Genomic DNA, 23,502 nt, shown 5'->3' with positions numbered 1-23,502 from the left:
GTCTGCGAAGTGATCTGGGTCATATGCGACCTGACTTATTTCTCTCACCGTTCCGGCGTCGCGCCGTGTCCAGAAACTGAACACCTGGGCTGTACAGGGGTCCCGGCGATCGCCGCCGACGACGTGGCTACCGTGAGACGCCGAGCTGTCAGCGACTTGCGGAGGATCAGAGTGGACGTGCGCCCGTCGGGCCGGATCGGTGGCGCGCTTCGTGGTCTCGGACCGGTCGCCGGGGGCATCTCGGTCCGTGAGGCGATCCGGGCCGGGGCCGGTGCGGGGATCGCGCTCGGACTCGTCGGTCTGGTGCTCGCCGCATCCGGGGTGGACCTGCGGACCGGGCTCTTCCTGATCGCGCCGTTCGGCGCCACGGCCGTGCTCGTCTTCGCGGCGCCGAACAGCCCGCTCGCGCAGCCGTGGCCCGCGACCGTCGGCAACGCGATCTCGGCCGTCGTCGGAGTGGCCGCGACCCTGACGGTTCCGCAACCGGCGGTCCGTGTCGCGTTGGCGGTGGGGCTGTCCGTGGCGCTGATGATCGGATGCCAAGCGGTACATCCGCCCGCCGGTGCGGTGGCGATGACGGCGGCGCTCAGCCCGGAGACGATCCACTCGCTGGGCTTCCGGTTCGTCCTCGCGCCGGTCCTCGCCGGATCCCTGTTGCTGGTCGTCCTCGCCGCCGGCTATGCGCGACTGACCGGGCGGCGCTATCCGTATCGCCGGTTCGACTCCGCGCCCCCGCCGTCCGCGCGGCTCGGTCTCGACGAGGACGAACTCACCGGAATACTCGATCGGTACGAGCAGTCACTCAACCTCGGCGTCGCCGACCTCGCCCGTCTGATCGGTGCGGCCGAGATCCAGGCCGCCGGGCATCGTACGGGTCCGCTCACCGCAACGGATGTGATGTCTCGCGACCTGGTGACCGTCGGACCCGAGACACCGCTGCGGGACGTCGCGGCCCACTTCGACGAGTACGGCTTCACCTCGCTGCCGGTGATCACGGGTGAGGGCACGTTCGTCGGGGTGGTGTTCCAGATCCATCTCGTCCGTCGGCTCATCCGTCCCGACGGGGCCGAGTTGAGCGCGGCGGACGTGATGTCGCCGGAACCGGCGGTGGCGACCCCGGCGACACCGGTCGGGGCCCTGCTGCCCCTGCTCGCCGAGAGCGGATGTGACGCGGTGCCGGTCCTGGCGGGTGACACCCTCGTCGGCATCGTCACCCGGACCGACCTCATCGCGGCCCTGGCACGCCGGACGTTGCGGGACCCGCTCGCCACCCCGGCGAACGCGGACTGACGGCTGCCCGGGTCAGATGCCGAGTGCGCGCATGCGCGCATAGAGCGTGGTGCGGCTGATCCCCAGGTCTTTCGCCGCGTGGACCTTGTTGCCCCGGGCCCGGTCGAGGGCCTCGACGATCGCCGTGCGCTCGGCCTGTTCGCGTCCGGAGAGGTGCGCGGCCCGGCTGGTCGTGCGGTAGGCCGGTGGGAGATCGGCGACCTCGACGACGCGTGACGCGCGCGCCCGGCATGCCGAGGCGGCTTGCCGGAGAACCGAGTCGAGTTCGGTGAGGTTGCCCGGCCAGTCGTCGCAGAGCAGCGCATCGGTCGCCGGCCCGGACAGCGAGAGGTCCGGGTCGAGATGGGTGAGCACGCCGCTGGCGATCGCCGCCAGCTCCGAGGTCCGGTGCCGCAACGGCGGCAGATCGACACGCGTCGCACACCGCGCGAGCAGTGCGGCCACGCCGGGACTCGCCTGGTCTCGCGGACCGCCGACGATGATCAGCGGCGAGTCCGTCGAACTCGACACGGCCACCTTGCCGAGAAGTGCGACCGAGCGGGTGTCGAGCAGATCGACGCCGTCGATGAGCAGCGGGGCGCCCAGCGACCGGGCGCGGCCGACATAGGCGGGGATGTCGGGCGGGTTGCCTCCGATGAGTTCGTCGGCGACGTCGACGACGACGGCGGGCACAGCCGAGTCCGCGGTGAGTGCGGCCGCGTGGGTGCTGCGACCGGTGCCCGGTTCACCGGTGACCGCGACGCTGGTGCGCGATGGCGCGGCCGGCGCGGCCGGACGTGACGGCGGTGGTTCGACGACCGGCCGGAACCGGAACAGAGCTGCACCGCGTGCGCCGGGCACGGGTTCGACGGCGATCTCGACCTCGGTACCCGACACCAGGGTCAGCGGTAGCACGGTGGCGCGCAGCGCCGGGTCGGTCGCGACGATCCGCAGGGCTCCGATGTCGGTGGGGGAGAGCAGTTCGGCGGCAAGGGCGTTGGTCAGTTGGAGGTCATCGCCGATGGCGGCCACGGCGAGGTCGCGACGCGGTGCGGCCCGCTGGAAGGCGTCGAGGACGCACCGCTGGTGCGCGCGGGACCGGTCGAGCAGGCGGTCGGCGATGTCGGCGACGATCCCGTTCACCACCGGTATCGCCAACGGGTTGATGCGCTCGGCGATCTCGGACATGCAGATGATCCCGGCCAGCCGTCGGGTCGCCGGATGGATGATCGGTTGCCCGAAACAGCTGATCGACTTGAACTGCTCTAGGTAGTGCTCGGAGCTGTTGACGACGATCCCGCCGCGCGTCTCGGCGGGCGTCCCCAGCGCGGTGGTCCCCACGACGTCCTCGGCGAACGGGATACCCGGCGTCGCACCGATGGCGTCGAGCCTGCGTTCGACCGTCGTGCCGAAGGCCACCCGGGTCACCATCCGGCACTCGTGATCGACGAGCAGAAGGGACACATCGGTGCCGGCCAGACGGGCCGCCGCGTCGTCGAGCACCGGGCGGGCGGCATCGAGCAGCGGGTCGGCGGCGGTGATGTCCTCCGCACGGGTGGGGGTGGAGTCGCCGGGCCGGACTCCGGACAGCACCGACCGCCGCCACGAGTGTTCGATGACGGGACGTCGGGGCGTCGAATCGGAAGTGCGGTGCAGGGTGTCGATGTCCCCAACGTGACACAGATCACCGGGGAAGGAAACCCCGGGTCCCCGTCCGCCGGTCCCGGTGCCCCGGAGACGGCGTACTACCGTGGGCGCATGCGCGTGGCGACCTGGAACGTGAACTCGGTGAAGCAGCGGATTCCGCGCCTCCTGCCGTGGCTCGACGAACGCCGTCCCGACGTGGTGTGTCTGCAGGAGACCAAACTCTCCGACGACGCGTTCCACGACGCCCTGGGCGCGGACCTCGCCGAGCGCGGTTACGAGATCGCCCACGCCGGCCAGGGTCAGTGGAACGGTGTGGCTCTCCTGTCCCGCGTCGGTCTCGACGACATCCGGGTCGGTTTCGACGGGATGCCCGGTTATCCGGACCCCGAGACGCTCGAGGCGCGAGCCGTGTCGGCGGTGTGCGGCGGCCTGCGGGTGCACTCCCTGTATGTGCCCAACGGGCGGTCCCCGGACTCGGACCACTACCCCTACAAGCTCGAGTGGCTCGCGGCGCTCGCGCGTGCCGTCGACGACCCGGCCACGACGCTTCTGTGCGGCGACATGAACATCGCGCCGGCCGATGCCGACGTCTTCGACCCCGACGCGTACGTCGGGCACACCCACGTGACGCCGCCCGAGCGCGCTGCGCTCGCGACCTTCGAGGCCCTGGGTCTGCGCGACGTCGTCCGTGACCGCTGGCCGGATGAACGGATCTACAGCTACTGGGACTACCGGGCGGGGATGTTCCACAAGGACCTGGGCATGCGGATCGACCTGATCCTGGCGGGCGCGTCCGCCGCCGAGCGGGTGGCTGCTGCCTGGATCGACCGGAAGGCGCGCAAGGGGAGCAAGCCCAGCGACCACGCGCCGGTCGTCGTGGACCTCGACGAGGCGCCCGACGGCGACCTCGGACCCGTCGTCCCGCCGCCGTCGAATCCGGCGAAACCCGGCGGGGCGAAGGTGACGCTCCCGCAGACGCCGGAGTAGGTCGCCGGAGTAGGCAGCGGCGATCGGGATCTCCCCGGTTGTCGTACCTCGACGCATCGGGTGGCGCGGTGTACAAGTGGAGAAGGTAAAAGCCGAGCACAGAGCGTCGACGGAACCGATCACGCATGGCCCGTTCACCTGCAGGTCGCGTGGAGGATCCGTTTTTTGACCTGTGTAAACACGATCGGTAGAGTGGATCGTCGGTGCCCGGCCCATGCTGGGCCAGTCCGCATGCCCGCCCCATGGCCTCGAGCCGCCGGAGGACTCCGGTCGGGGCGGTGGTGGACTGACAAGCGAATCCGCTGTCGAGTGTATGACACGCCCGACCCCGGGGTAGCGAAAATGTACTGACCAGCATGTACATGCTGGTGGGGCGAGTTGTGGAAGCAGCGCAGAACCGGTGCGAACCAGTTCTGCGAGCTTGCCCGGAGCACCAACCACGACGGACAACAAAGAGGAATGAACACCTAGTGCCAACCATCAATCAGCTGGTCCGCAAGGGCCGTCACGACAAGGCTGCCAAGACCAAGACCGCTGCCCTCAAGGGGAGCCCGCAGCGTCGTGGCGTGTGCACCCGCGTCTACACCACCACCCCCAAGAAGCCGAACTCGGCGCTTCGCAAGGTCGCGCGTGTTCGCCTGACCAGCTCCGTCGAGGTCACCGCCTACATCCCCGGCGAAGGTCACAACCTGCAGGAGCACTCGATGGTGCTCGTCCGCGGCGGTCGTGTGAAGGACCTCCCGGGTGTGCGTTACAAGATCATCCGCGGCTCGCTCGACACCCAGGGTGTCAAGGACCGCAAGCAGGCGCGTAGCCGCTACGGCGCGAAGAAGGGGAACTGATAAGTCATGCCACGTAAAGGACCCGCGCCCAAGCGCCCCCTGATCAACGACCCGGTCTACGGTTCCCCGCTGGTCACCCAGCTGGTCAACAAGATCCTGCTGGACGGCAAGAAGTCGACCGCCGAGCGCATCGTCTACGGCGCCCTCGAGCAGGCTCGCGACAAGACCGGCACCGATCCGGTCGTCACCCTCAAGCGTGCACTCGACAACGTCAAGCCCACCCTCGAGGTGAAGAGCCGTCGCGTCGGTGGTGCCACCTACCAGGTGCCGATCGAGGTCAAGCCGAACCGTGCCAACACCCTCGCGCTCCGCTGGCTGGTCAGCTTCAGCCGGCAGCGTCGTGAGAAGACCATGGTGGAGCGTCTCGCCAACGAGCTGCTCGACGCCTCCAACGGTCTCGGTGCTTCGGTGAAGCGCCGCGAGGACACCCACAAGATGGCCGAGGCCAACCGGGCGTTCGCGCACTACCGCTGGTGACACCTGCCGGTCGCGGCGGCCCTGTCGGGGTCGCCGCGACCGGACCCACCCCAGACCCAACAGCTCTAGCGAAAATGCGAGGCGATTAAGTGGCACAGGAAGTGCTCAGCGACCTGAACAAGGTGCGCAACATCGGCATCATGGCCCACATCGATGCCGGCAAGACCACCGCCACCGAGCGAATCCTCTTCTACACCGGTGTGAACTACAAGATCGGTGAAACCCACGACGGTGCCTCGACCACCGACTGGATGGAGCAGGAGAAGGAGCGGGGGATCACCATCACCTCCGCCGCGGTGACGTGTTTCTGGAACAAGAACCAGATCAACATCATCGACACCCCCGGTCACGTGGACTTCACCGTCGAGGTGGAGCGCAGCCTCCGTGTCCTCGACGGCGCAGTCGCCGTGTTCGACGGCAAGGAAGGCGTCGAGCCGCAGTCCGAGCAGGTCTGGCGTCAGGCGGAGAAGTACGACGTCCCGCGTATCTGTTTCGTGAACAAGATGGACAAGCTCGGTGCGGACTTCTTCTTCACCGTGCGCACCATCGAGGAGCGCCTGGGCGCCAAGCCGCTGGTCCTGCAGCTGCCGATCGGTGCCGAGGACAACTTCGACGGCGTCGTCGACCTCATCGAGCAGAAGGCCATCACCTGGCGCGGCACCGTCGAGATCGGCGCCGAGCCGACCATCGAGGAGATCCCCGCCGACCTGGTCGACCAGGCTGCGGAGTACCGCGAGAAGCTCCTCGAGACGGTCGCCGAGACCGACGAGGCGCTGCTCGAGAAGTACTTCGGCGGCGAAGAGCTGTCCGTCGAGGAGATCAAGGCCGCGATCCGCAAGCTCACGATCGCCCGCGAGTACTACCCGGTGATCTGTGGCTCGGCGTTCAAGAACAAGGGTGTCCAGCCCATGCTCGACGCCATCATCGCCTACCTGCCGTCCCCGCTGGACGTGCCCTCCGTCGAGGGCCACGCCGTGGGCGACGAGGAGGAGATCCTCTCGCGCAAGCCGTCCGCCGACGAGCCGTTCTCGGCTCTGGCGTTCAAGATCGCGGCTCACCCGTTCTTCGGCAAGCTGACCTTCGTGCGTGTCTACTCGGGCCACATCACGGCGGGCACCCAGGTGCTCAACGCGACCAAGGGCAAGAAAGAGCGCATCGGCAAGCTCTTCCAGATGCACGCCAACAAGGAGATGCCGGTCGAGGACGCCACCGCGGGTCACATCTACGCGATGATCGGACTCAAGGACACCACCACCGGTGACACCCTGTGTGATTCGGCCGCGCCGATCGTGCTCGAGTCCATGAGCTTCCCGGACCCGGTCATCAACGTCTCGATCGAGCCGAAGACCAAGTCCGACCAGGAGAAGCTGGGCACCGCGATCCAGAAGCTCGCCGAAGAGGATCCGACCTTCTCGGTGAAGCTCGACGAGGAGACCGGCCAGACCGTCATCGGCGGCATGGGCGAGCTCCACCTCGACATCCTGGTCGACCGCATGAAGCGCGAGTTCAAGGTCGAGGCCAACGTCGGCAAGCCGCAGGTGGCCTACCGCGAGACCATCCGCAAGACGGTCGACAAGCACGAGTTCACCCACAAGAAGCAGACCGGTGGATCGGGCCAGTTCGCGAAGGTCATCATCAAGCTCGAGCCCCTGGTGGACGCCGAGGACGGTGCGACCTACGAGTTCGCCAACGCCGTCACCGGTGGTCGCGTGCCGCGTGAGTACATCCCGTCGGTGGACGCCGGCGCCCAGGATGCCATGCAGTACGGTGTCCTCGCCGGATACCCGCTGGTCAACCTGAAGGTCACCCTGCTCGACGGTCAGTACCACGACGTCGACTCCTCGGAGATGGCGTTCAAGATCGCCGGTTCGCAGGCACTGAAGGAAGCTGCGCGGATGGCCGGTCCGGTCATCCTCGAGCCCATCATGGCCGTCGAGGTCACGACACCCGAGGACTACATGGGTGACGTGATCGGCGACCTGAACTCCCGCCGTGGCCAGATCCAGGCCATGGAGGAGCGCAGTGGTGCGCGTGTCGTCAAGGCACAGGTGCCGCTGTCGGAGATGTTCGGCTACATCGGAGACCTCCGGTCGAAGACCCAGGGCCGGGCAAACTACTCCATGGTGTTCGACTCGTACGCGGAGGTTCCCGCGAACGTGTCGAAGGAAATCATCGCGAAGGCCACCGGCGAGTAAATCCGGTCCTAGCGACATGCGCCGACCCGTTCTGCGCACCAACGTAAGAAGAAAACCCCTGCTGGGATCCGCCCAGTAGAGCAACAACAGTCCAGGAGGACAATCAAGTGGCGAAGGCGAAGTTCGAGCGGACCAAGCCGCACGTGAACATCGGCACCATCGGTCACGTCGACCACGGCAAGACCACCCTGACGGCTGCCATCACCAAGGTGCTGCACGACAAGTACCCGGACCTCAACAAGAGCTTCGCGTTCGATCAGATCGACAAGGCTCCTGAAGAAAAAGCCCGTGGTATCACGATCAACATCTCGCACGTCGAGTACGAGACCGAGAAGCGTCACTACGCCCACGTGGACGCCCCCGGTCACGCCGACTACATCAAGAACATGATCACCGGTGCGGCTCAGATGGACGGCGCGATCCTCGTGGTCGCCGCCACCGACGGCCCGATGCCGCAGACCCGCGAGCACGTGCTGCTGGCCCGCCAGGTCGGTGTGCCCTACATCCTGGTCGCCCTGAACAAGGCCGACATGGTCGACGACGACGAGATCATCGAACTCGTCGAGATGGAGGTCCGCGAACTGCTGGCCGCCCAGGAGTTCGACGAGGAAGCTCCCGTCGTCAAGGTCTCGGCTCTCAAGGCCCTCGAGGGTGACCCCGAGTGGACCAAGTCGGTCGAAGAGCTCATGGCTGCCGTCGACGAGTCGATCCCGGACCCGGTCCGTGAGACCGAGAAGCCGTTCCTCATGCCCGTCGAGGACGTCTTCACGATCACCGGCCGCGGCACCGTGGTCACCGGTCGTGTGGAGCGCGGCGAGGTCAACGTGAACGAGGAAGTCGAGATCGTCGGCATCCGCGAGAAGAGCACCAAGACCACCGTCACCGGTATCGAGATGTTCCACAAGCTCCTCGACTCGGCACAGGCAGGCGACAACGCCGGTCTGCTGCTCCGCGGCCTCAAGCGTGAGGACGTCGAGCGCGGTCAGGTCATCGTGAAGCCGGGCACCACGACCCCGCACACCGAGTTCGAGGGCCAGGCTTACATCCTGTCCAAGGACGAGGGCGGCCGTCACACCCCGTTCTTCAACAACTACCGTCCGCAGTTCTACTTCCGCACCACGGACGTGACCGGCGTCGTGACCCTCCCCGAGGGCACCGAGATGGTCATGCCGGGCGACAACACCGAGATGAGCGTCAAGCTCATCCAGCCGGTCGCCATGGACGAGGGCCTGCGTTTCGCCATCCGCGAGGGTGGCCGCACCGTCGGTGCGGGTCGAGTCACCAAGATCACCAAGTGACGATTTCCCCCGCCCGATGTGGTTGCGCGAGAGCGTTGTCAGTCGGGCGGGGGCCTGCGTCACGGATCACCAAGTGATTCACTGACTCTCTGAGTCGAAGGCGCCCGGTCACGAAAGTGACCGGGCGCCTTTGTCGTGCCCGGTCATCATGTGGCCGGGCACCTTTCGTGCGCCGGGACCACCGCGCACAACCTCCCGCGTTTCTTGACGCATAGATCATAAATACCCAGGCGTGATCGAAGGGTCTGACGGCCCCGCTGGACTCTAGCGTCTCGAGGGCCCCTGCGCCCCAACTTTTTAAAGTTTCGCAGACTGCTGGACAGATCTATGTACATAGTTCACTATGATCCAGATAACACTGGTCGGGATAAAGTAACTATGATCACGCGAGGTACTCATGGTCGAGGCGCTCGAGGTTGCGAACCTCTCCAAATCGTTCGGCGGGCAGCGGGCGCTGGCCGACGTCTCGCTCTCCCTGGGCCCCGGTGAGATTCGCGCGCTGGTCGGTCAGAACGGGTGCGGCAAGTCGACTTTGATCAAGGTTCTCGCGGGTTACCACGAGCCGGACCCGGGTGCGAGGATCCTCGTCGGCGGGAACGAGCTGCACCTCGGTGTGCCGGGCAGCGGCGAAACCGCAGGCCTTCGGTTCGTCCATCAGGAACTGGGTCTCGTCGGCTCCCTGGACGTCGTCGACAACATGGCCCTCGGTCACGGCTACCGGCGAACACGTCTGGGCACCATCGATTTTCGCGCTGAGCGCCGGCGTGCGCGGTCGGCTCTGGACGAGCTGGGCATCGACCTCGACCTCAGGAAGCGCGCATCCGATCTGAGCATGAGCGAGCGGACGATGCTCGCGATGGCGCGCGCGGTCCAGGGCGGCAGCGGTTCGGCCAAGGTGCTGGTGCTCGACGAGCCCACCGCCAATCTCCCGGCGGCAGAGGCCATTCGGATGTTCGACCTGGTGCGCACGATTCGAGACTCCGGGGTGGCGGTGTTGTTCGTCTCCCACCACCTGCCGGAGGTGTTCCACCTCTGCGACACCGTCACCGTCCTGCGGGACGGCAACGTGGTGACCACGTGTCCGCTGGCTGGCCTCGACGAGGACGCGCTGGTTGCGCTGATGATCGGGAGCCGGTTGCGCGGAACCCCCGCAGCGACGCCGGGCAGACAGCAGGCCGAGCGGCCCGGCGGCGCACCTGAGCGACCCGCCATGCTCGACGTGTCGCAGATGTCCTGCGGGACCATCGCCGGGTTCGATCTCGCCGTCCGTGCGGGCGAGGTGGTCGGGATCGCCGGCATCACGGGCTCGGGACGCGAGTTGGTCGTACCGGCCCTGTTCGGCGACATCGGGCGCACCGGCACCGTGACCGTCGACGGTGCGGTGGTGCGCGCCGACCGGCCGGACGTCTCGATGGCGGCCGGAATGGGCTGTGTGCCGGCGGAACGGTTGACGAACGCCGCATTCGCGACGGCGTCGCTCCGGGAGAACGTCTCCGTCGCCGATCCCTGGGCGCACACCACGGCGGGGCTTCTCCGCCTCGGCCGCGAGAAGTCCGATGTCGCAACGTGGCTCGACCGGCTCGGGGTGCGCCCGGCCGGCGACACCGAACGCCACCTCGGCACCCTCAGCGGCGGCAACCAGCAGAAGGTGATGCTCGCGCGGTGGCTTCGCCGCCACCCCCGGGTTCTGCTCCTCGACGAACCGACACAGGGCGTCGACGTCGGCGCGCAAGCCGACATCCATGCGCTCATCGACGACGCCGCGTCGGCCGGGGCGGCGGTGCTCGTCGTCTCCACCGACCACGCCGAGCTGACTCGTCTGTGCGACCGGGTCGTCGTCCTCGCGGCGGGACGGATCGTCGACGAGCACCGGCGGCCCGACATCGATCCCGACGAGCTGACCGCCTCGACGCTCAAGACCTCCGCTCATGCACATGCGTAAGACCTCAGAACCGAAAGGACCCGCGATGACCACACAGTCATCCGAAGAAGTGCCGACCGCGCCCCGTGGCGCTGGTGCCTCCGGCGGTACGCCGACGGACCCGGGCGGGCTCGGCCCCGCCTCGGTCCGCCGGCGGCGCGTGGCGTCCCTGGGCCTCGACCGGTTCAGCGGCATCTACGTGTGGGTGGCCATCATCGTGTTGTTCGCGCTGTGGATCCCCGACACCTTCCTCACCGAGGGCAACCTGCGGATCATCGCGGGTGATCAGGCGATCACCGCGATCCTGGCGATCGGCTTGATCGTGCCGCTGGCGGCCGGGGTCTTCGACCTCTCCATCGCCGGGGTGATGGGCTTCTCGGTGGCCATGGTGTCCTATCAGCTGTCCATCGGAATCGGCATGCTGGTCGCGGTACTGACCACGCTGTTGTGCGGCGCGTTGATCGGAGCCGTCAACGGTTTCGTGGTCGTGAAGCTGAACGTCGACTCGTTCATCGCGACCCTGGGCATGTCGAGCATCCTGCTCGCCGGAACCTACTGGGTCACCGACGGTAAGCAGATCACGGATGGATTCACCGACGGATTCCTGAACCTCGGCAGCGGGATGTTCCTCGGCCTCCCGCTGCCGTTCTACTACATGGTGGTGGTCGCAGCCGTCATGTACGTCCTGCTCGAGAAGACCCCGCTGGGACGGTACCTGTACGCAACCGGCGGAAACCGTCAGGCAGCCCGGCTCGCGGGTCTGCGCGTCGAGCGGATCATGTTCGGTTCCCTCGTCACCTCCGCGACCATCGCGGCGCTGGCCGGTGTGGTGCTGGCCGCCAAGCTCGGAACGGCGGCACCGGACATCGGGCCGTCGTACCTGCTGCCCGCGTTCTCGGCGGTCTTCCTGGGCTCCACCCAGATCCGGGCCGGGAGAGTCAACGTGCTGGGCACACTCGTCGCCATCTACCTGCTGGCCACCGGGGTCAAGGGACTCCAGCTCGCGGGCGCGCCGAGCTTCGTCAACGACCTCTTCAACGGCCTCGCCCTCATCATCGCGGTCGCGCTGGCCGCTCGTACGGCTCGACGTTCGTGACGAACGCTCGCTGCCACCTTCCGCTGCGGCGGAGCCCCATCGGCCGAGAGGCCATCGTGAAAGGAAACCGAGTGAGAACCAAGTCCTGGGTGCAGACGATGATCGCGGTGGCCGCCGTCGGTGCCGTCGCCACCGCCTGTACGAGTGCCGACGGTGGGGGTTCGGGTGAGCCCGCGGATGTCTCGGCGGCGCGCAGCGTGGCGGATCAATACGAAAGTCCCCCTGAGGGGTTGGTGCTCACGACTCCGCTGAGTCGCGCTCCGCAACCGGGCAAGTACGTGATCAGCATCGAGACGCCACAACCGATCTCGAGTGCCAAGGACGACGCGATCCAACAGGCCGCGGATCTCCTGGGGTGGCGCTATCAGCGCATCCTGCAGGGCACCGACGCCGATGCGGGTCCGAAGGCGATGGACCAGGCGATCGCTCTCAAGCCGGACGCGATCCACATCTCGGGTACGCCGCTGTCGATGTTGTCGACGCAGATCAAACGCGCGTCCGACGCGGGGATCCCGGTCATCGCCGACAGTGTGGGCGACGATCCTGTGCCCGGGGTGATCTCCACCTCGCTCGACGGCACCAAGCAGGTCCAGGAATGGGGCAAGATGGTCGCGAGTCAGGTCGTCGCGGACAGCGACGGTCAGGCCGACGTCGCGGTGTTCACCATCACCGACTACCCGATCCTGAACGTCTTCACCGACGCGTTCACGGCAGAGATGAAGACCCTGTGCCCGGGGTGTCGGGTCGAGATGGTCAACCAGCAGGTGACGGACCTCGGCACCAAGACGCCGCAGAGTGTCGTCAGCACGCTTCAGCGTGATCCCGAGATCAACTATGCGCTCTTCTCTTTCGGAGACCTGGTGTTGGGCGTCGACGCAGCGCTGCGAGCTGCAGGACTCCAGGATCAGGTGCGGTTCGCCGGTCAGACCCCGACCCCGGCCAACCTCGCCTCCCTGAAGGACGGCGACGACAGCGTGTGGGTCGGTTTCCCGGTACAGATCCTCGGCTGGCGTGTGATCGACATGCTCGCGAGGCAGTTCAACGGCGACGATCTGCAGCCGGCTGATGACGCATTCCTGCCGACCCAGTTGCTCAACGGCGACAACATCGGCTCCGCGGTTCTCGATCCGAAGACGGGCTTCTACGTGGGGGTCGCCGACTATCAGGACCAGTTCAAGGAGCTCTGGCTGAAGTAGGGCCGGGCCGGCACGGTCGGGCGCCCGGTCACGGAAGTGGCCGGGCGCCAGGGTCGTTCGACGATCCGATCCGCTTCAGTGCTTGGGGTCCCAGGCGTAGACCATGTCCATCAACCCGGTTCCGTTGTTGCTCAGCGCAGGTGTGCTGGCGAGGACGAAGTAGGTGTCGGGCTTACCGGCGTCGACGACCGCGATCGAGTAGAGGCCGATGTCTTCACCGACCGCCATCTGGCCGTGGAGGACCTTGAACAGATCGGGCAGCGCGCCGGTGGACTTGACGACGTGGAAGTTCCGCTGCGCGTTCCACGATTTCCTCGGGTCGACGCTCAGCGGGACGTCGGTCTTCTTCCACTGGTACAGGCTGGTTTCGGGTTGCGTGATCGCCTGCAGGTCGCGCAGGGTCGCGGGGTACACCTGGGCCATGTGGACGTGGAGTTGATCCTGGCCCCGCTTCTGCGCCGAGTTCACCCCGATGGCAAGCGGTTTGGCAGGATTCTTCGCGACGCGCTTGCCGCCCTGCCACCACGCGGCACTCCACAGGTTCAACTGTGTTCCGTCCCACAGGTACGGGCATTCGATGCCCCGCACGCGGTTGGTCGGCACGATCAGGAAGTCGTCGTCGACCCCCTTGCTGTCTCCGCCACGCCGGACCGCATAGTACTTGGGCTTCTTCGGATTCGGCTGAACCTGGGCGGCCGGTTGGACGACCTCGATGTTCGGTCCGGGCTTCTTGGGTGTCGTCCCCTTCACCTGCCCCCACAAGTAGAGGCGGCTGTCGGTCTTCGGGTTGTCGCTGGTCTGGCCGCAGAGTTTCTGGGTCGGCGTCGGAGGAGCGGCCGAGGCGATGCCGCCGGCACTGATGGCCGTGCTCGCGGCGATGGCGGCGCTGACGGCCATCGTCGTGAGGAGCCGGGTGAACCGATACGAGTGGGACTTGTCCATGGGGAACCTCTCGATGGTGGGTCTCGGCGTGCTCAACTAGGCGCAGAGTGGCACGACGCAGCAACCGGTGATACGGAAATACGCAGATGAGACCCGGTTTTTCGCGGGAGAGAGCGACGAACGGCGCCTTTCGGACAGTCGGCGGACTGTCCGACGCACGCGAGTCGTTCCATGATCGGACGCGGTATCGCCGGGGCTTCCCCCGCCGATGGTCCCCGAATAGAGTTCGCGCATGACCATGTTCGGAGAGTCGGGGACCGGGCCGCGGGTCCCCACCCATGTGTGGAGTGCGATCGGCACTTTCGCGTTCGTCATGCTGTGCGGGATCGTCGGGCCGATCTTCCTGGTCGCCTATTTCCTCATCGACGCCCCCGACACGGAGTGGATGCTCTGGACGGGCATCGGGGTGACGCTGCTCGATGTGGTTCTGGGCGTGAGTATCGCGTACTTCAACTACCGCGGGGGTGCGAAGCTGGAGCGCCTGCGCCGGGCCGGCGTGTTGGGCATCGCGGAGATCACCTCGATCGGACAGACCAACGTCGAGATCAACGACCAGCCGCTGATGAAGCTGGGCCTGCGGATCCAGGGCGAAGGGTTGGTGCCCTTCGAGGTGTCGACGCGCAAGGTCATCCCGATGTACCAGCAACCGTTGCTGCACGCCCGCCGTCTCGCGGTGATGGTCGACCCCGAGACGCAAGAGTTCGAGATCGATTGGCAATCAACCGCTTTACTCGCCGGCTCGGTACCGGCGCGGTTCACCTCGGAGGAGGACGGCCGCACATACGACCTGACCGGGCAGGCCGAACCGCTCGGCGAGATCCTGAAGGTGCTCGGCAAGTACGGGGTCGCGGGCAGCGGAACCATCGACCTGCGTGCCCATCCCGCCGCCCGTGCCGAGGTCATGGACATCGTGCGCAATTCGGCAGGGACGACGCAGAATTCGTCGAATCGGACCCACGTGGGCTCGCCGTCCTTCGTCAAGGGCGGAGACGCGCCGGCGACGGCGGCAGGTACCGGCCGGTCGCCGGCGGAACGCCTTGCCTCGCTCGACGAGTTGCACCGCAGCGGGACGATCACCGGGGAGGAGTACGCGCGGGCGCGACAACGCATCGTCGACGATCTCTGAACGTGGGCGCAACATCCGAAGCGTGGCGTAGAATTTGTCACATCCGCAACTTTGATCACTGTAGTCACTCTGGTCACTGGTAGGTCTCGATGTCGATGCCCTGTGGTCACAGCCGTGGCATCGTTGATCCCCGCCGAATTACTGTTCGTCGGTGCAGTTCTCACTACGGCCCCGTCGGCTCGCGCGCCGGCGACGCGCCATTGCTCTCGTCCTGGCGCTCCTCGCGGTCATCGGAGTGGTCACGGTCGGGTCGGGCCGGGCCGAGGCCGCGGCATCCTTCGACAGGCTCACCGTCAGCGGCTGCGGTATGCCCAGTACGCCGGTCGACATGTGGACCAGGTGGGGCAACTACAAGACCGTGATCGCGCTCGACGGGTTGAGGGCGACCAGCGACATCAGCGGCTGGCGCCGGGACACGCGCGTCCAGCGCATCGCCGACTCGGGTGTGAACGTGGTCCAGCCGGTGGGCGGCCTGGCGAGCTTCTACACCGATTGGGAGGCGGCGAGTCCGGCGAACAAGATCGGCTACCGGTATCGATGGAATTGTCGTCTCGACACGATCGTCCGCGAGCTCGACGCGCGTGGTCTCGCGGTGGGACCGCAGGGCAAGTACGCGATGATGGGGATCTCGATGGGTGGCAACGCCGCGATGGTCTACGGCGCGTACCACCGTCGGCGAATCTCCCACGTGTTCTCGATGTCGGGGTACTTGAACCTCTCCGCCCCGACGATGCGGGAGGCCGTTCGGCTCGCACTCATCGACGCGGGGATCGGCGCCGGTGTCGGCCCGTTCAGTGCCGATGCGATGTGGGGGCCGCCCTGGAGCGATCGATGGGCGCGCAACGACGCGCTCGTCCAGCTGTCCCGGATGCGAGGCATGACGATCCGGATCGGTGCCGGGTCGGCGACGTGGGGTCCGCACAACGCCGACGCCGTCGCGTCGGTCAAGGGCACGCCGCTCGAGGTCGTGTCGCTCGCCCAGACACGGTCGTTCGAGGTCGCCGCCGCACTTCAGGGCATTCCGGTCACCACCGACTTCCCGAACGTGGGCACCCACGCGTGGGGGTACTGGGAAGACATGGTGTGGCGGGCGAAGCACAGCGGTTGGTTCCGCGACCGATGAGAACCGTCCCGCACAGGGGGCGCCCGACCACGCCGAGTGTGATGCCGACCGCACTCCCGACGCTCGTAAGCTGACGGTCATGCGTGTTCTGCGTCGAAGCGGCCATCCCGATCTCGCAGTCCGGGTCGCCGGCGAGGCCGATCGCGGCGTGCCAGTCGTCCTCGTGCACGGGATGGCGTCGGACCATTCCACCTGGCGTCGGCTGGCGGCGGCGCTGCGTGCCCGGGGGCGCGCGGTGATCAGCGTGGACCTCCGCGGGCACGGACGCAGCGGGCGAGCCCGAGACCTGTACCGGCTCGACGACTTCCGCGACGACCTGGTCTACGTTCTCGACACCCTCGGGGTCGCTGTCGCCGACGTGGTCGGTCACTCCCTCGGCGCCCACACCGCGTTGCGCTTCGCGATGCTCGAGCCGGCCCGGATACGGCGTCTGGTCCTGGAGGAGGTGCCGCCCATGCCCCGCGACGAGGCCGACCTCTCCGAGGGAATTGCGATGCGCGCGAAGCTGGGCGAACGCATCCGCGGGCTGATCGCCTTGGCGCGCAACCCGTTTCCCGTCCTCCGGTTCGACGGGCGGATGGGTGACCAGATCGTCGCCGAGTTCGATGTCTGTGCGCCGCACTGGTGGTCGGAACTCCCGGATGTGCGGGCTTCGACCCTCGTCATCTCCGGTGGCGAGAAGAGCTTCCTGCCCCCGCACCATCTGCGGACCCTCAGTGACACCCTGCCCGACTCACGGTTCGTCACCATCGAGGCGGGGCACAGTGTCCACCGTGACCGGGCGGCGGAGTTCGTCAGCCAGGTTGACGGGTTCCTGGGGCACTGACCCGGAGGTGCGGCCTACCGGCCGGGCTTGTTGTGCAACGGCCGGGGGTCGATGCCGATCTTCTGCCACGCTTCGTAGGCCCACGGAACATAGAGATACTTGAGCGGCAGCCGGTTGATCACCGGGTTGGCGGCCCGCATGAGTGCCGCAAAGCGTTGAAAGTTCCTCTCGCGCCGATCATTCCACTCGAGCTCGCAGACGTCGCGCATCTGTTGGGGGAGAGTCCCGACGACCACGGTGCGGATGAATGCGTTCAGCGGAGCCGAGAGGATCTTCCAGACCGGCGCGGGGATCTTCTTGGGCCGGGGGAGTCCCTGCCGGATGTATCCCGTCGCATAGACGATGGTCTTGTGCGGGACGAACCTGTCGAGCATGTCGTCCCAGTACTCGACGAATTCGTCGTAGGTCTGCGGCTGGCCGCGGTCGCTCACGCCGTAGAGCTGGTACCAGACCTTGCTCTCCTCGAAGATCTGGACCTTCTCGGCGTAGCTCAGCCGGCGGATGAACGTGTCGGTGATGTAGAGGACCTGGTCGACGAACGTCGCGTGCGCCCAGTAGAACAGCTCGGGATTGAGTGCGTGGTATCGCGATCCGTCGCTGATGGTGCCTTTGATGTCCTTGTGGAAGTCGCGCACGGTGCGACCCCACTTCTGGGGTTCGGTGCTGTAGACCGTGCGCATGACCGGAGGGCCGGTACGCTTTGCGCGGCCGAGGAAGTCGCTGAAGATGACGGAATGGTCGAGCACGGCCTGCCCGAGCTGCTCGATGCAGTTCTCGGTACCGGCCAGGCGCTGGAAGCCGAGCAGACCCCGGTTGTCGCCGTAGAACTTCCAGACGAGCGAGTCGGCGCCGAGGCGCGGGGTCGGCACGTCGGCTGCGGTGTCCGGGGTGTCGTCGACGACCATCGGCTCCGCCTCGCGGATGCCGGTGTCGAATCCCTGGTTGACTGACATGAGGGCGAGAGTATCGCACTTGAAACAAAGTTGGAAGGTTGTTCCAACGAGATGTGGGACGGAACTGTGTTCTCGTCCCACGGTGGCGTATGCATGTCGGGTGGCGAGGGCGGAGGACGGATGATCGGCGACGAGAACAGCGGCGCGGCGCTTCCCGACGTCGAGGAGCTGCTGGCCACCGCCGTCGCGGTGCGACTGCCGATGCGCACACGGTTCCGGGGGCTCACCGCCCGCGAGACGATGATCTTCTCCGGTCCCGCCGGCTGGGGAGAGTTCGGTCCCTTCGTCGAATACGACGACGTCGAGGCGTCGTCGTGGCTGAGGGCCGGGATCGAGGCGGCGTACCTGGGGCCGCCGCCGGCGGTCCGCGACGTCGTGCCGCTCAACGCGACGGTTCCGGCCATCCCCGCCGACGACGTGGCCGAATTGCTGCGCCGGTATCCCGGCGCCGGAACCGCGAAGGTCAAGGTCGCCGAACCCGGCCAGACGCTCGACGACGACGTGGCGCGGGTCGCGGCGACCCGGGATGTGATCGGGAGGGTCCGGGTCGATGCGAACGGCGGCTGGAGCGTCGACGAGGCGATCACCGCGCTGCGTGCGATCGGCGACCTCGAGTACGCCGAGCAGCCCTGCCGCACCGTCGAGGAGCTGGCCGCGGTGCGGCGCGCTGTTGCCGTACCCATCGCCGCCGACGAGTCGATTCGGAAAGCCGACGATCCGTACCGCGTGATCGCGGCGGGGGCTGCTGATGTCGCCGTCGTCAAGGTGGCGCCGCTCGGCGGCATGCGCCGGACACTCGAACTCGCCGACACGCTCGGCCTCGACATCGTGGTGTCGAGCGCCCTGGACAGTGCGATCGGCGTCTCGGCCGGCGTGGCCGCGGCGGCGGCCCTGCCCCGACTCGAGCTCGCCTGTGGTCTCGGCACCGGGTCGCTGTTCACCGAGGATGTCGCGGAGCCGTTCCTGATGTCCGACGGCGTGGTCGAACCCCGATGGTTCGGACCCGGTGCCGTGGTCGACGCCACGGGCCTCGCCGTCGACCACGACCGTCAGGAATGGTGGCGTGACCGGTTGCGGCGATGTCATCGGTTGCTGCTCCGGAAGTGAGCCGACCGCGGTCACCGGCCGCATGCAGTAGGCGTTAGGAACGCTTTTTCCGATCTGTTCCAACATGGTCTAGTATGCGATGTGGGTCACAACGCGATCGGCCCTGGCTGGAGGAGACGGTCATGACATCTGTGCCGGCGAAGGCGCCCGTGGGGAGTGGGCTGCTGGGGAAGGCCCACCGGACGGCGTGGATGCCCTTCGGCGGCGGCGTCCACGAATACAACGGGTTGTATTTTGGCCAGATGGAGATCAAGACGCTCATGCATCACCTGCTGCGCGGGTACGAGGGGTCGGTGCCCGCCGACCACGTCCCCCCGGTGGACCACAGCTCGCTGCCGGTCCCCGAGGACGCGTTGCCCGGCACCCTACGGCGGCGATGACGTCATGGCAGACACCCGCACCGACAGCAGGACCCGGACCTCGACACGCAAGGTCCGCAACACCGCCAGCCCGGCCGACCAGGAAGCGGCGATCCTCGCCGCCGCGGCGGCGGAGTTCGCCGAAGTAGGCGTGCGCCGCGCCAACATCGACGAGGTCGCCGCTCGCGCCGGGGTGAGTCGCAGCACCCTGTATCGGCGGTTCCCGAACAAGGACGCGCTCCTGTACGCGGTCGCCAACGACGCCTACGAGACGGGTATGCAGAAACTCGAGGCGTCGGTGAAGGGCCTCGGTCCCAAGGCTGCGCTGGTGGAGGCGTTCGCGGTCGGCGCCGAATGGGTGAACTCCGACCCGCTGCTGAGCCGGATCGTACTGACCGACTCCGAGATCAAGAGCGTCACCGCGAAGATGACGTCGTTGTTCATCGACATGGTCACCGACCGCGTCGCGGCCACCCTGCGCGACGAGGGTGCGCAGATGCCCGTTGAGGATCTCCTCGAGGCCGTCGAGATCCATGTGCGGCTGGTCATCTCACTTCTGGAGACGCCACCGTCCGACCCGGCGCGCAATGAGCCGCAGCGTGTTCGGGACTTCGCGTCCAAATTCCTCGCGCCGATGATCTGGTGACCGACGGTCGGTGACCATCCGCGGCGCGCCCGTCCGGGCGGCCCGCCCACGTGTGTTCCGTAACCCTTCAGAGGAGAATCAATGAGCCTGCGCGACAAGCTGTCCCGCAAACCCGACCACGACGCCATCCGCGCCGCGCTGCGGGACAAGGTCGTCGTCATCACCGGCGGTGCGCGCGGGATCGGGTTCGAGACCGCCACCCAGCTGTTCGACGCGGGCGCGAAGGTCGCGATCGGCGACGTCGACGGTGAGGCCGTCGGCAAGGCCGCGGCCGACCTGGGCATCGAGGGCATCGAAGTGGACGTGACCAGACGGGAGTCCTTCGACTCCTTCCTCACCGAGGTGGAATCGCGACTCGGGCCGATCGACGTGCTCGTGAACAACGCCGGGATCATGCCGGTCGGGCCCTTCCTGTCCTACGACGACACGATCATCCGCCGGACGTACGACATCGACGTGTTGGGCGTCATCATCGGGTGTCAGGAAGCGGCGCGCCGGATGGCACCACGCCGCACCGGTCACATCGTGAACATCGCCTCGACCGCGGGTCGCATCCCGACCCCCGGTCTCACCATCTACAACGGTGCCAAGGCCGCCGTGATCGAGTTCTCCGAGGCGCTCGGCGCCGAACTCGAACCCCAGGGCGTCACGGTCAGCGCCGTGCTGCCGACGTTCACCCGCACCGCGCTGATCTCCGGACTGCAGACCAACAAGTTCGTCCAGACCGTCGAGCCGGGCGAGGTGGCATCCATCGTCGTGGAGACCATCGCTCGTCCGGTGACGCGTGTGTACGCGCCGCGGTCGATGCGCTGGGCCGAGTCGAGTCCGCTGTTCCCGCAGGCGATGAAACGCTTCTCGCGCAAGCTGACCAAGCTGGACTCGATCTTCCTGAGTCCCGACCAGCAGGCACGTGCCGCCTACTCGAGCCGGATCCGTGGCGAGAACACCGGAGCGGACGGCAACCGCTGACTGCGATGACCGGTTCGTCGGATGGTGCGGAGATCGGTGCCGTACGACAGGCGCGTCGCGATCTGCGCGACGCCCTCGACGAGTTGCACGCGGTCGAGGTCGACGCCGGATTGAGGCGTCGGCCACCGCGGCGATGGTCGGTGCTCGCGATCGTCGCCATGGTGGCCGCAGTCGTCCTCGCGGCTACGGCTCTCACGCTGTGGTCGCAGGCGCGTGACCGGTACACCGATGCCGAACTCGAGGCGGCCGCCGCCGAACGCGTCGAGGTCCTCGTCGCCCCGGACAGCCGTGACACGCGTCGCGCGCAGAAGATCCTGGCCGGTGCCACCGGCGCCTTCTACGACGAATTCGCCCAGTCGGCGGACAGTTACAGCCGTTTCGTCGACGCCAACGGCGCCGTCGCCGAGTCGTCTGTCGACGCCACCGGGGTGTCGTCGCGCAACGGCGACACCGCGACGGTGCTCGTCGCGGCGACGGTTGTCTTCGCGCCCGGTGACCGTCCTGGCGCGGACCCTCCCGCCCCGAATGCTCCTGCCCCCGAATCTGCTGTCGCGGAACGGCCCGCGGGGGAGGCGTCCGGTGACGTCCGCCGCTTCCGGCTGCGCGTGCTGGTGACGCCCGACGCGGGCACCCTGAAACTCGGGGCGGTGCAATACCTTCCATGAGGCGCGAGGTCGGTACCCCACACGACGGCACGTCCCCACGGCGTTCCCCCACACGACCGCTGCCCGTCCGGGCCGGTGCGGTCCGGGTCGTCGTCGCGGTCGCGGTGGTGCTGGCACTCGTGGTCGGCGTGCTCGGGTTGTGGCGCGACCGCGAGGCCGGGGCGGACGCGGCCGACGCACGAGCCGAGTTGCGCAGCGCGGCCGGCGGTATCGTCGCCGAGGTGTTCTCGGTGGAATCGGCCCGATGGCAGCAGGATCGGGCTCGGGCACGTCGACTGGTCGCCGACGAGTTCGTGGACACTTTCGGAGCCCAGCTCGACCGCCCGCCCGCCGCTGACACGGTCGCGGTGACATGGCGGCCCGAGGTCGTCGGCATCGTCGACGCGGACGCCGACGAGGGCGAGGTCCTGCTGCGGGTCGCGGTGAGCGTGCGCCCCGCCACCGAACCGTCGACCACGGTGTACCGCTCGGTGCGCGCCCGATTCGTGCGCGCCGACGACACCTGGTTGCTCGCCGCGGCGGACGTGATCGGATGACCGGCCGCAACAGCGCGACGTCGTCGCGGGACGGGACCGCCGCCGCGCGCGTGGAACTCGCGCGCGCACGCGTGGACACGGCAACCCGGGCCGCCCGCACGGCACGGATCGCCGCCGCGCCCGCCCTCCGCGCGCGGGCGTCGCGACGGACGCGCCGGGTGCGTCAGGTCATGATCGTGTCGGCGGCCGCGGTGGTCGTCCTCGTCGTGGTGGCAGGGGTGCTGGCGTGGGGAATCCGCGAACAGCGTCGGACCCAGGATCTGCAGGACGACGTGCTGTCCTCCGCCCGCTCCGCGGTGACCGTGATGCTCAGCGCCGACCCGGCCGACGCCGACGCCTACGTGGCCGCACTGGCCGAGGTGAGCACCGGTCCACAACGCGCCCGCATCGACGGGGCGCGTGCCGAACTGGTCGCCGAGGTGGCGGGCCAGCGCGGCCCCAGCGTCGGTCAGGTGGTCTCGGCGGGGCTGGTGACCGACCCCGTATCCGATGCCGTTGGCTCGGGCGCGGATGTCCTCGTGGTGGCCGACGCCACCGATCCGCTGCTGCTGGGACAGGCCCCGACCCGCGCGGCGGGGTCAGAGGTCGATACGACCGCGGAACGCATCACCGCCCTCGTCACGATGGAGCGCACCGAGGACGGCTGGAAGATCGCCGAGGCGAGGCGGCCGTGACGACCTCCGACGCCCGTGTCGGGCAGCAGCTCCTACCGTCCCGAATGGGGCGCGTCCACCGTCGACGACTCGCGATCGCCGTCGTGGTGACCGCGCTCGCCCTCCTCGTGGCGGCGGTCGCGGGATTCGCCGCGATCCGTCCAGGCAACGACCCGAGCGAACCGGAACGGGCCGAGATCCTCTCCGCCACCGCAGATGCGGTGGGTGCGCTCACGACCTTCGCCCCCGACGACCCCGCCGACCGGCGCCGCTCGACCGACGCGCACCTCGCCGACCCGCTCCGGCTCGAATATCGAAACCGCGGTTCCGACGTCGTCCTGCCGGGAGCGCGTGCGGCGGGAATCTCGATGACGGGCAAAGTCATCGGTGCCGGGCTGCACGACAGCTCTTCCGACCGGGCGAAGGTCCTGGTCTTCGTCGATCAGACCGTGTCCGGTCCGGACACGCCGCAGACGGCGGGAGCGGGTGGGCCCACCGGTCCGTCGGGCGAGACGACCTCTACCGCGAAGTGGGCACTTATGCGTAAGGTCGACGGGAATTGGCTGCTGTCCGACCTGCAACCGGTCGGCGACGTGACCCGTTGAGGCCCGCGATCTTCCCGGGATGTCCCAGAGACTCCCCGCTGAGGACGCTGCCCACGGAAAGACG

22 protein-coding genes and 1 pseudogene are annotated in these 23,502 nt (G+C 67.8%); 20 read left to right on the top strand and 3 right to left on the bottom strand.

Annotated features, from left to right (window positions below; translation table 11 throughout):
* The first annotated feature begins 171 nt into the window (after window positions 1–171).
* Complete coding sequence (locus tag MAY35_RS11145; RefSeq protein WP_238421363.1) at window positions 172–1,290, top strand: HPP family protein; 1,119 nt, start codon at window positions 172–174, stop codon at window positions 1,288–1,290.
* Window positions 1,291–1,302: 12 nt separating this feature from the next.
* On the opposite strand, the gene MAY35_RS11140 is transcribed toward MAY35_RS11145, so the two are convergent.
* The gene (locus MAY35_RS11140; RefSeq protein ID WP_238421414.1) at window positions 1,303–2,952 is read right to left on the bottom strand and encodes a sigma-54-dependent Fis family transcriptional regulator; all 1,650 of its coding nucleotides are present in this window, start codon (window positions 2,950–2,952) and stop codon (window positions 1,303–1,305) included.
* Window positions 2,953–3,027: 75 nt separating this feature from the next.
* On the opposite strand from MAY35_RS11140, the gene MAY35_RS11135 reads away from it, so the two are divergent.
* The 8 genes from MAY35_RS11135 to MAY35_RS11100 all read left to right on the top strand — a co-directional run bounded on the left by MAY35_RS11135 (window position 3,028) and on the right by MAY35_RS11100 (window position 12,928).
* Window positions 3,028–3,903 (top strand): exodeoxyribonuclease III, encoded by an 876-nt coding sequence (locus MAY35_RS11135; protein ID WP_238421362.1) that lies wholly within the window; start codon window positions 3,028–3,030, stop codon window positions 3,901–3,903.
* A 470-nt stretch (window positions 3,904–4,373) separates the two neighbouring features.
* Window positions 4,374–4,745, top strand: coding sequence for a 30S ribosomal protein S12 (rpsL, locus tag MAY35_RS11130; RefSeq protein ID WP_004020596.1), 372 nt, complete (start codon window positions 4,374–4,376; stop codon window positions 4,743–4,745).
* A 6-nt stretch (window positions 4,746–4,751) separates the two neighbouring features.
* Entirely contained in the window at window positions 4,752–5,222 is a 471-nt protein-coding gene (rpsG, locus tag MAY35_RS11125) for a 30S ribosomal protein S7 (RefSeq protein WP_004020595.1), read from the top strand.
* A gap of 89 nt (window positions 5,223–5,311) precedes the next feature.
* Window positions 5,312–7,417 (top strand): elongation factor G, encoded by a 2,106-nt coding sequence (fusA, locus tag MAY35_RS11120; protein ID WP_238421361.1) that lies wholly within the window; start codon window positions 5,312–5,314, stop codon window positions 7,415–7,417.
* Window positions 7,418–7,524: 107 nt separating this feature from the next.
* On the top strand, window positions 7,525–8,715 hold the full coding sequence (tuf, locus tag MAY35_RS11115; protein ID WP_004020593.1) for an elongation factor Tu: 1,191 nt from the start codon (window positions 7,525–7,527) through the stop codon (window positions 8,713–8,715).
* Window positions 8,716–9,112: 397 nt separating this feature from the next.
* A complete protein-coding gene (locus MAY35_RS11110; RefSeq protein ID WP_238421360.1) occupies window positions 9,113–10,657 on the top strand; it encodes a sugar ABC transporter ATP-binding protein in 1,545 nt (514 codons plus the stop codon).
* Between the two features lie 25 nt (window positions 10,658–10,682).
* Complete coding sequence (locus tag MAY35_RS11105) at window positions 10,683–11,732, top strand: ABC transporter permease (protein WP_238421359.1); 1,050 nt, start codon at window positions 10,683–10,685, stop codon at window positions 11,730–11,732.
* Between the two features lie 71 nt (window positions 11,733–11,803).
* Window positions 11,804–12,928, top strand: coding sequence for a sugar ABC transporter substrate-binding protein (locus tag MAY35_RS11100; RefSeq protein ID WP_238421358.1), 1,125 nt, complete (start codon window positions 11,804–11,806; stop codon window positions 12,926–12,928).
* 75 nt (window positions 12,929–13,003) lie between these two features.
* Here MAY35_RS11100 and MAY35_RS11095 read toward each other — a convergent pair whose 3' ends face one another.
* On the bottom strand, window positions 13,004–13,870 hold the full coding sequence (locus tag MAY35_RS11095; protein ID WP_238421357.1) for a CDP-diacylglycerol diphosphatase: 867 nt from the start codon (window positions 13,868–13,870) through the stop codon (window positions 13,004–13,006).
* Between the two features lie 232 nt (window positions 13,871–14,102).
* Between MAY35_RS11095 and MAY35_RS11090 the strand changes: the two genes are divergently transcribed.
* The 3 genes from MAY35_RS11090 to MAY35_RS11080 all read left to right on the top strand — a co-directional run bounded on the left by MAY35_RS11090 (window position 14,103) and on the right by MAY35_RS11080 (window position 16,945).
* On the top strand, window positions 14,103–14,996 hold the full coding sequence (locus MAY35_RS11090) for an SHOCT domain-containing protein (protein WP_238421356.1): 894 nt from the start codon (window positions 14,103–14,105) through the stop codon (window positions 14,994–14,996).
* Window positions 14,997–15,147: 151 nt separating this feature from the next.
* A complete protein-coding gene (locus tag MAY35_RS11085; RefSeq protein ID WP_238421355.1) occupies window positions 15,148–16,119 on the top strand; it encodes an alpha/beta hydrolase family protein in 972 nt (323 codons plus the stop codon).
* A 79-nt stretch (window positions 16,120–16,198) separates the two neighbouring features.
* The gene (locus tag MAY35_RS11080; protein WP_238421354.1) at window positions 16,199–16,945 is read left to right on the top strand and encodes an alpha/beta fold hydrolase; all 747 of its coding nucleotides are present in this window, start codon (window positions 16,199–16,201) and stop codon (window positions 16,943–16,945) included.
* 14 nt (window positions 16,946–16,959) lie between these two features.
* Here MAY35_RS11080 and MAY35_RS11075 read toward each other — a convergent pair whose 3' ends face one another.
* Window positions 16,960–17,898, bottom strand: a complete 939-nt coding sequence (locus tag MAY35_RS11075; RefSeq protein WP_238421353.1) for an oxygenase MpaB family protein — start codon at window positions 17,896–17,898, stop codon at window positions 16,960–16,962.
* A 120-nt stretch (window positions 17,899–18,018) separates the two neighbouring features.
* On the opposite strand from MAY35_RS11075, the gene MAY35_RS11070 reads away from it, so the two are divergent.
* From MAY35_RS11070 to MAY35_RS11035, 8 genes and pseudogenes are all read left to right on the top strand, one after another.
* Entirely contained in the window at window positions 18,019–19,005 is a 987-nt protein-coding gene (locus MAY35_RS11070; protein ID WP_238421352.1) for an o-succinylbenzoate synthase, read from the top strand.
* Window positions 19,006–19,175: 170 nt separating this feature from the next.
* Window positions 19,176–19,385: pseudogene (locus tag MAY35_RS11065) on the top strand (cytochrome P450); the annotation flags it as partial.
* 4 nt (window positions 19,386–19,389) lie between these two features.
* Window positions 19,390–20,010, top strand: a complete 621-nt coding sequence (locus MAY35_RS11060; protein ID WP_238421351.1) for a TetR/AcrR family transcriptional regulator — start codon at window positions 19,390–19,392, stop codon at window positions 20,008–20,010.
* 81 nt (window positions 20,011–20,091) lie between these two features.
* Window positions 20,092–20,979, top strand: coding sequence for an SDR family oxidoreductase (locus tag MAY35_RS11055; protein WP_238421350.1), 888 nt, complete (start codon window positions 20,092–20,094; stop codon window positions 20,977–20,979).
* Window positions 20,980–20,984: 5 nt separating this feature from the next.
* Window positions 20,985–21,644 carry a hypothetical protein gene (locus MAY35_RS11050; protein WP_238421349.1) on the top strand — a complete coding sequence of 220 codons (660 nt, stop codon included), beginning with the start codon at window positions 20,985–20,987 and terminating at the stop codon, window positions 21,642–21,644.
* Window positions 21,641–22,180, top strand: coding sequence for a hypothetical protein (locus tag MAY35_RS11045; protein ID WP_238421348.1), 540 nt, complete (start codon window positions 21,641–21,643; stop codon window positions 22,178–22,180). The genes MAY35_RS11050 and MAY35_RS11045 overlap by 4 nt, the downstream gene beginning before the upstream one ends.
* Window positions 22,177–22,854, top strand: a complete 678-nt coding sequence (locus MAY35_RS11040) for a hypothetical protein (protein WP_238421347.1) — start codon at window positions 22,177–22,179, stop codon at window positions 22,852–22,854. The genes MAY35_RS11045 and MAY35_RS11040 overlap by 4 nt, the downstream gene beginning before the upstream one ends.
* Window positions 22,851–23,438, top strand: coding sequence for a hypothetical protein (locus MAY35_RS11035; RefSeq protein WP_238421346.1), 588 nt, complete (start codon window positions 22,851–22,853; stop codon window positions 23,436–23,438). Before MAY35_RS11040 ends, MAY35_RS11035 begins: the two co-directional genes overlap by 4 nt.
* Window positions 23,439–23,502 lie beyond the last annotated feature (64 nt).

Source organism: Gordonia sp. 'Campus' (assembly GCF_022206305.1).
Classification (GTDB): Bacteria; Actinomycetota; Actinomycetes; order Mycobacteriales; family Mycobacteriaceae; genus Gordonia.
This window is presented reverse-complemented; position numbering and strand designations above follow the sequence as displayed.

Excerpts from the sequence above, each read along its gene's own strand:
- MAY35_RS11110 (WP_238421360.1), top strand. The coding sequence starts at position 9,113 with ATGGTCGAGGCGCTCGAGGTTGCGAACCTCTCCAAATCGTTCGGCGGG.
- MAY35_RS11095 (WP_238421357.1), bottom strand. The coding sequence starts at position 13,870 with ATGGACAAGTCCCACTCGTATCGGTTCACCCGGCTCCTCACGACGATG.
- MAY35_RS11135 (WP_238421362.1), top strand. The coding sequence starts at position 3,028 with ATGCGCGTGGCGACCTGGAACGTGAACTCGGTGAAGCAGCGGATTCCG.
- MAY35_RS11050 (WP_238421349.1), top strand. The coding sequence starts at position 20,985 with ATGACCGGTTCGTCGGATGGTGCGGAGATCGGTGCCGTACGACAGGCG.
- MAY35_RS11090 (WP_238421356.1), top strand. The coding sequence starts at position 14,103 with ATGACCATGTTCGGAGAGTCGGGGACCGGGCCGCGGGTCCCCACCCAT.
- rpsG (WP_004020595.1), top strand. The coding sequence starts at position 4,752 with ATGCCACGTAAAGGACCCGCGCCCAAGCGCCCCCTGATCAACGACCCG.
- MAY35_RS11060 (WP_238421351.1), top strand. The coding sequence starts at position 19,390 with ATGGCAGACACCCGCACCGACAGCAGGACCCGGACCTCGACACGCAAG.
- MAY35_RS11055 (WP_238421350.1), top strand. The coding sequence starts at position 20,092 with ATGAGCCTGCGCGACAAGCTGTCCCGCAAACCCGACCACGACGCCATC.
- MAY35_RS11045 (WP_238421348.1), top strand. The coding sequence starts at position 21,641 with ATGAGGCGCGAGGTCGGTACCCCACACGACGGCACGTCCCCACGGCGT.
- MAY35_RS11105 (WP_238421359.1), top strand. The coding sequence starts at position 10,683 with ATGACCACACAGTCATCCGAAGAAGTGCCGACCGCGCCCCGTGGCGCT.
- MAY35_RS11080 (WP_238421354.1), top strand. The coding sequence starts at position 16,199 with ATGCGTGTTCTGCGTCGAAGCGGCCATCCCGATCTCGCAGTCCGGGTC.
- MAY35_RS11070 (WP_238421352.1), top strand. The coding sequence starts at position 18,019 with ATGATCGGCGACGAGAACAGCGGCGCGGCGCTTCCCGACGTCGAGGAG.
- MAY35_RS11075 (WP_238421353.1), bottom strand. The coding sequence starts at position 17,898 with ATGTCAGTCAACCAGGGATTCGACACCGGCATCCGCGAGGCGGAGCCG.
- MAY35_RS11040 (WP_238421347.1), top strand. The coding sequence starts at position 22,177 with ATGACCGGCCGCAACAGCGCGACGTCGTCGCGGGACGGGACCGCCGCC.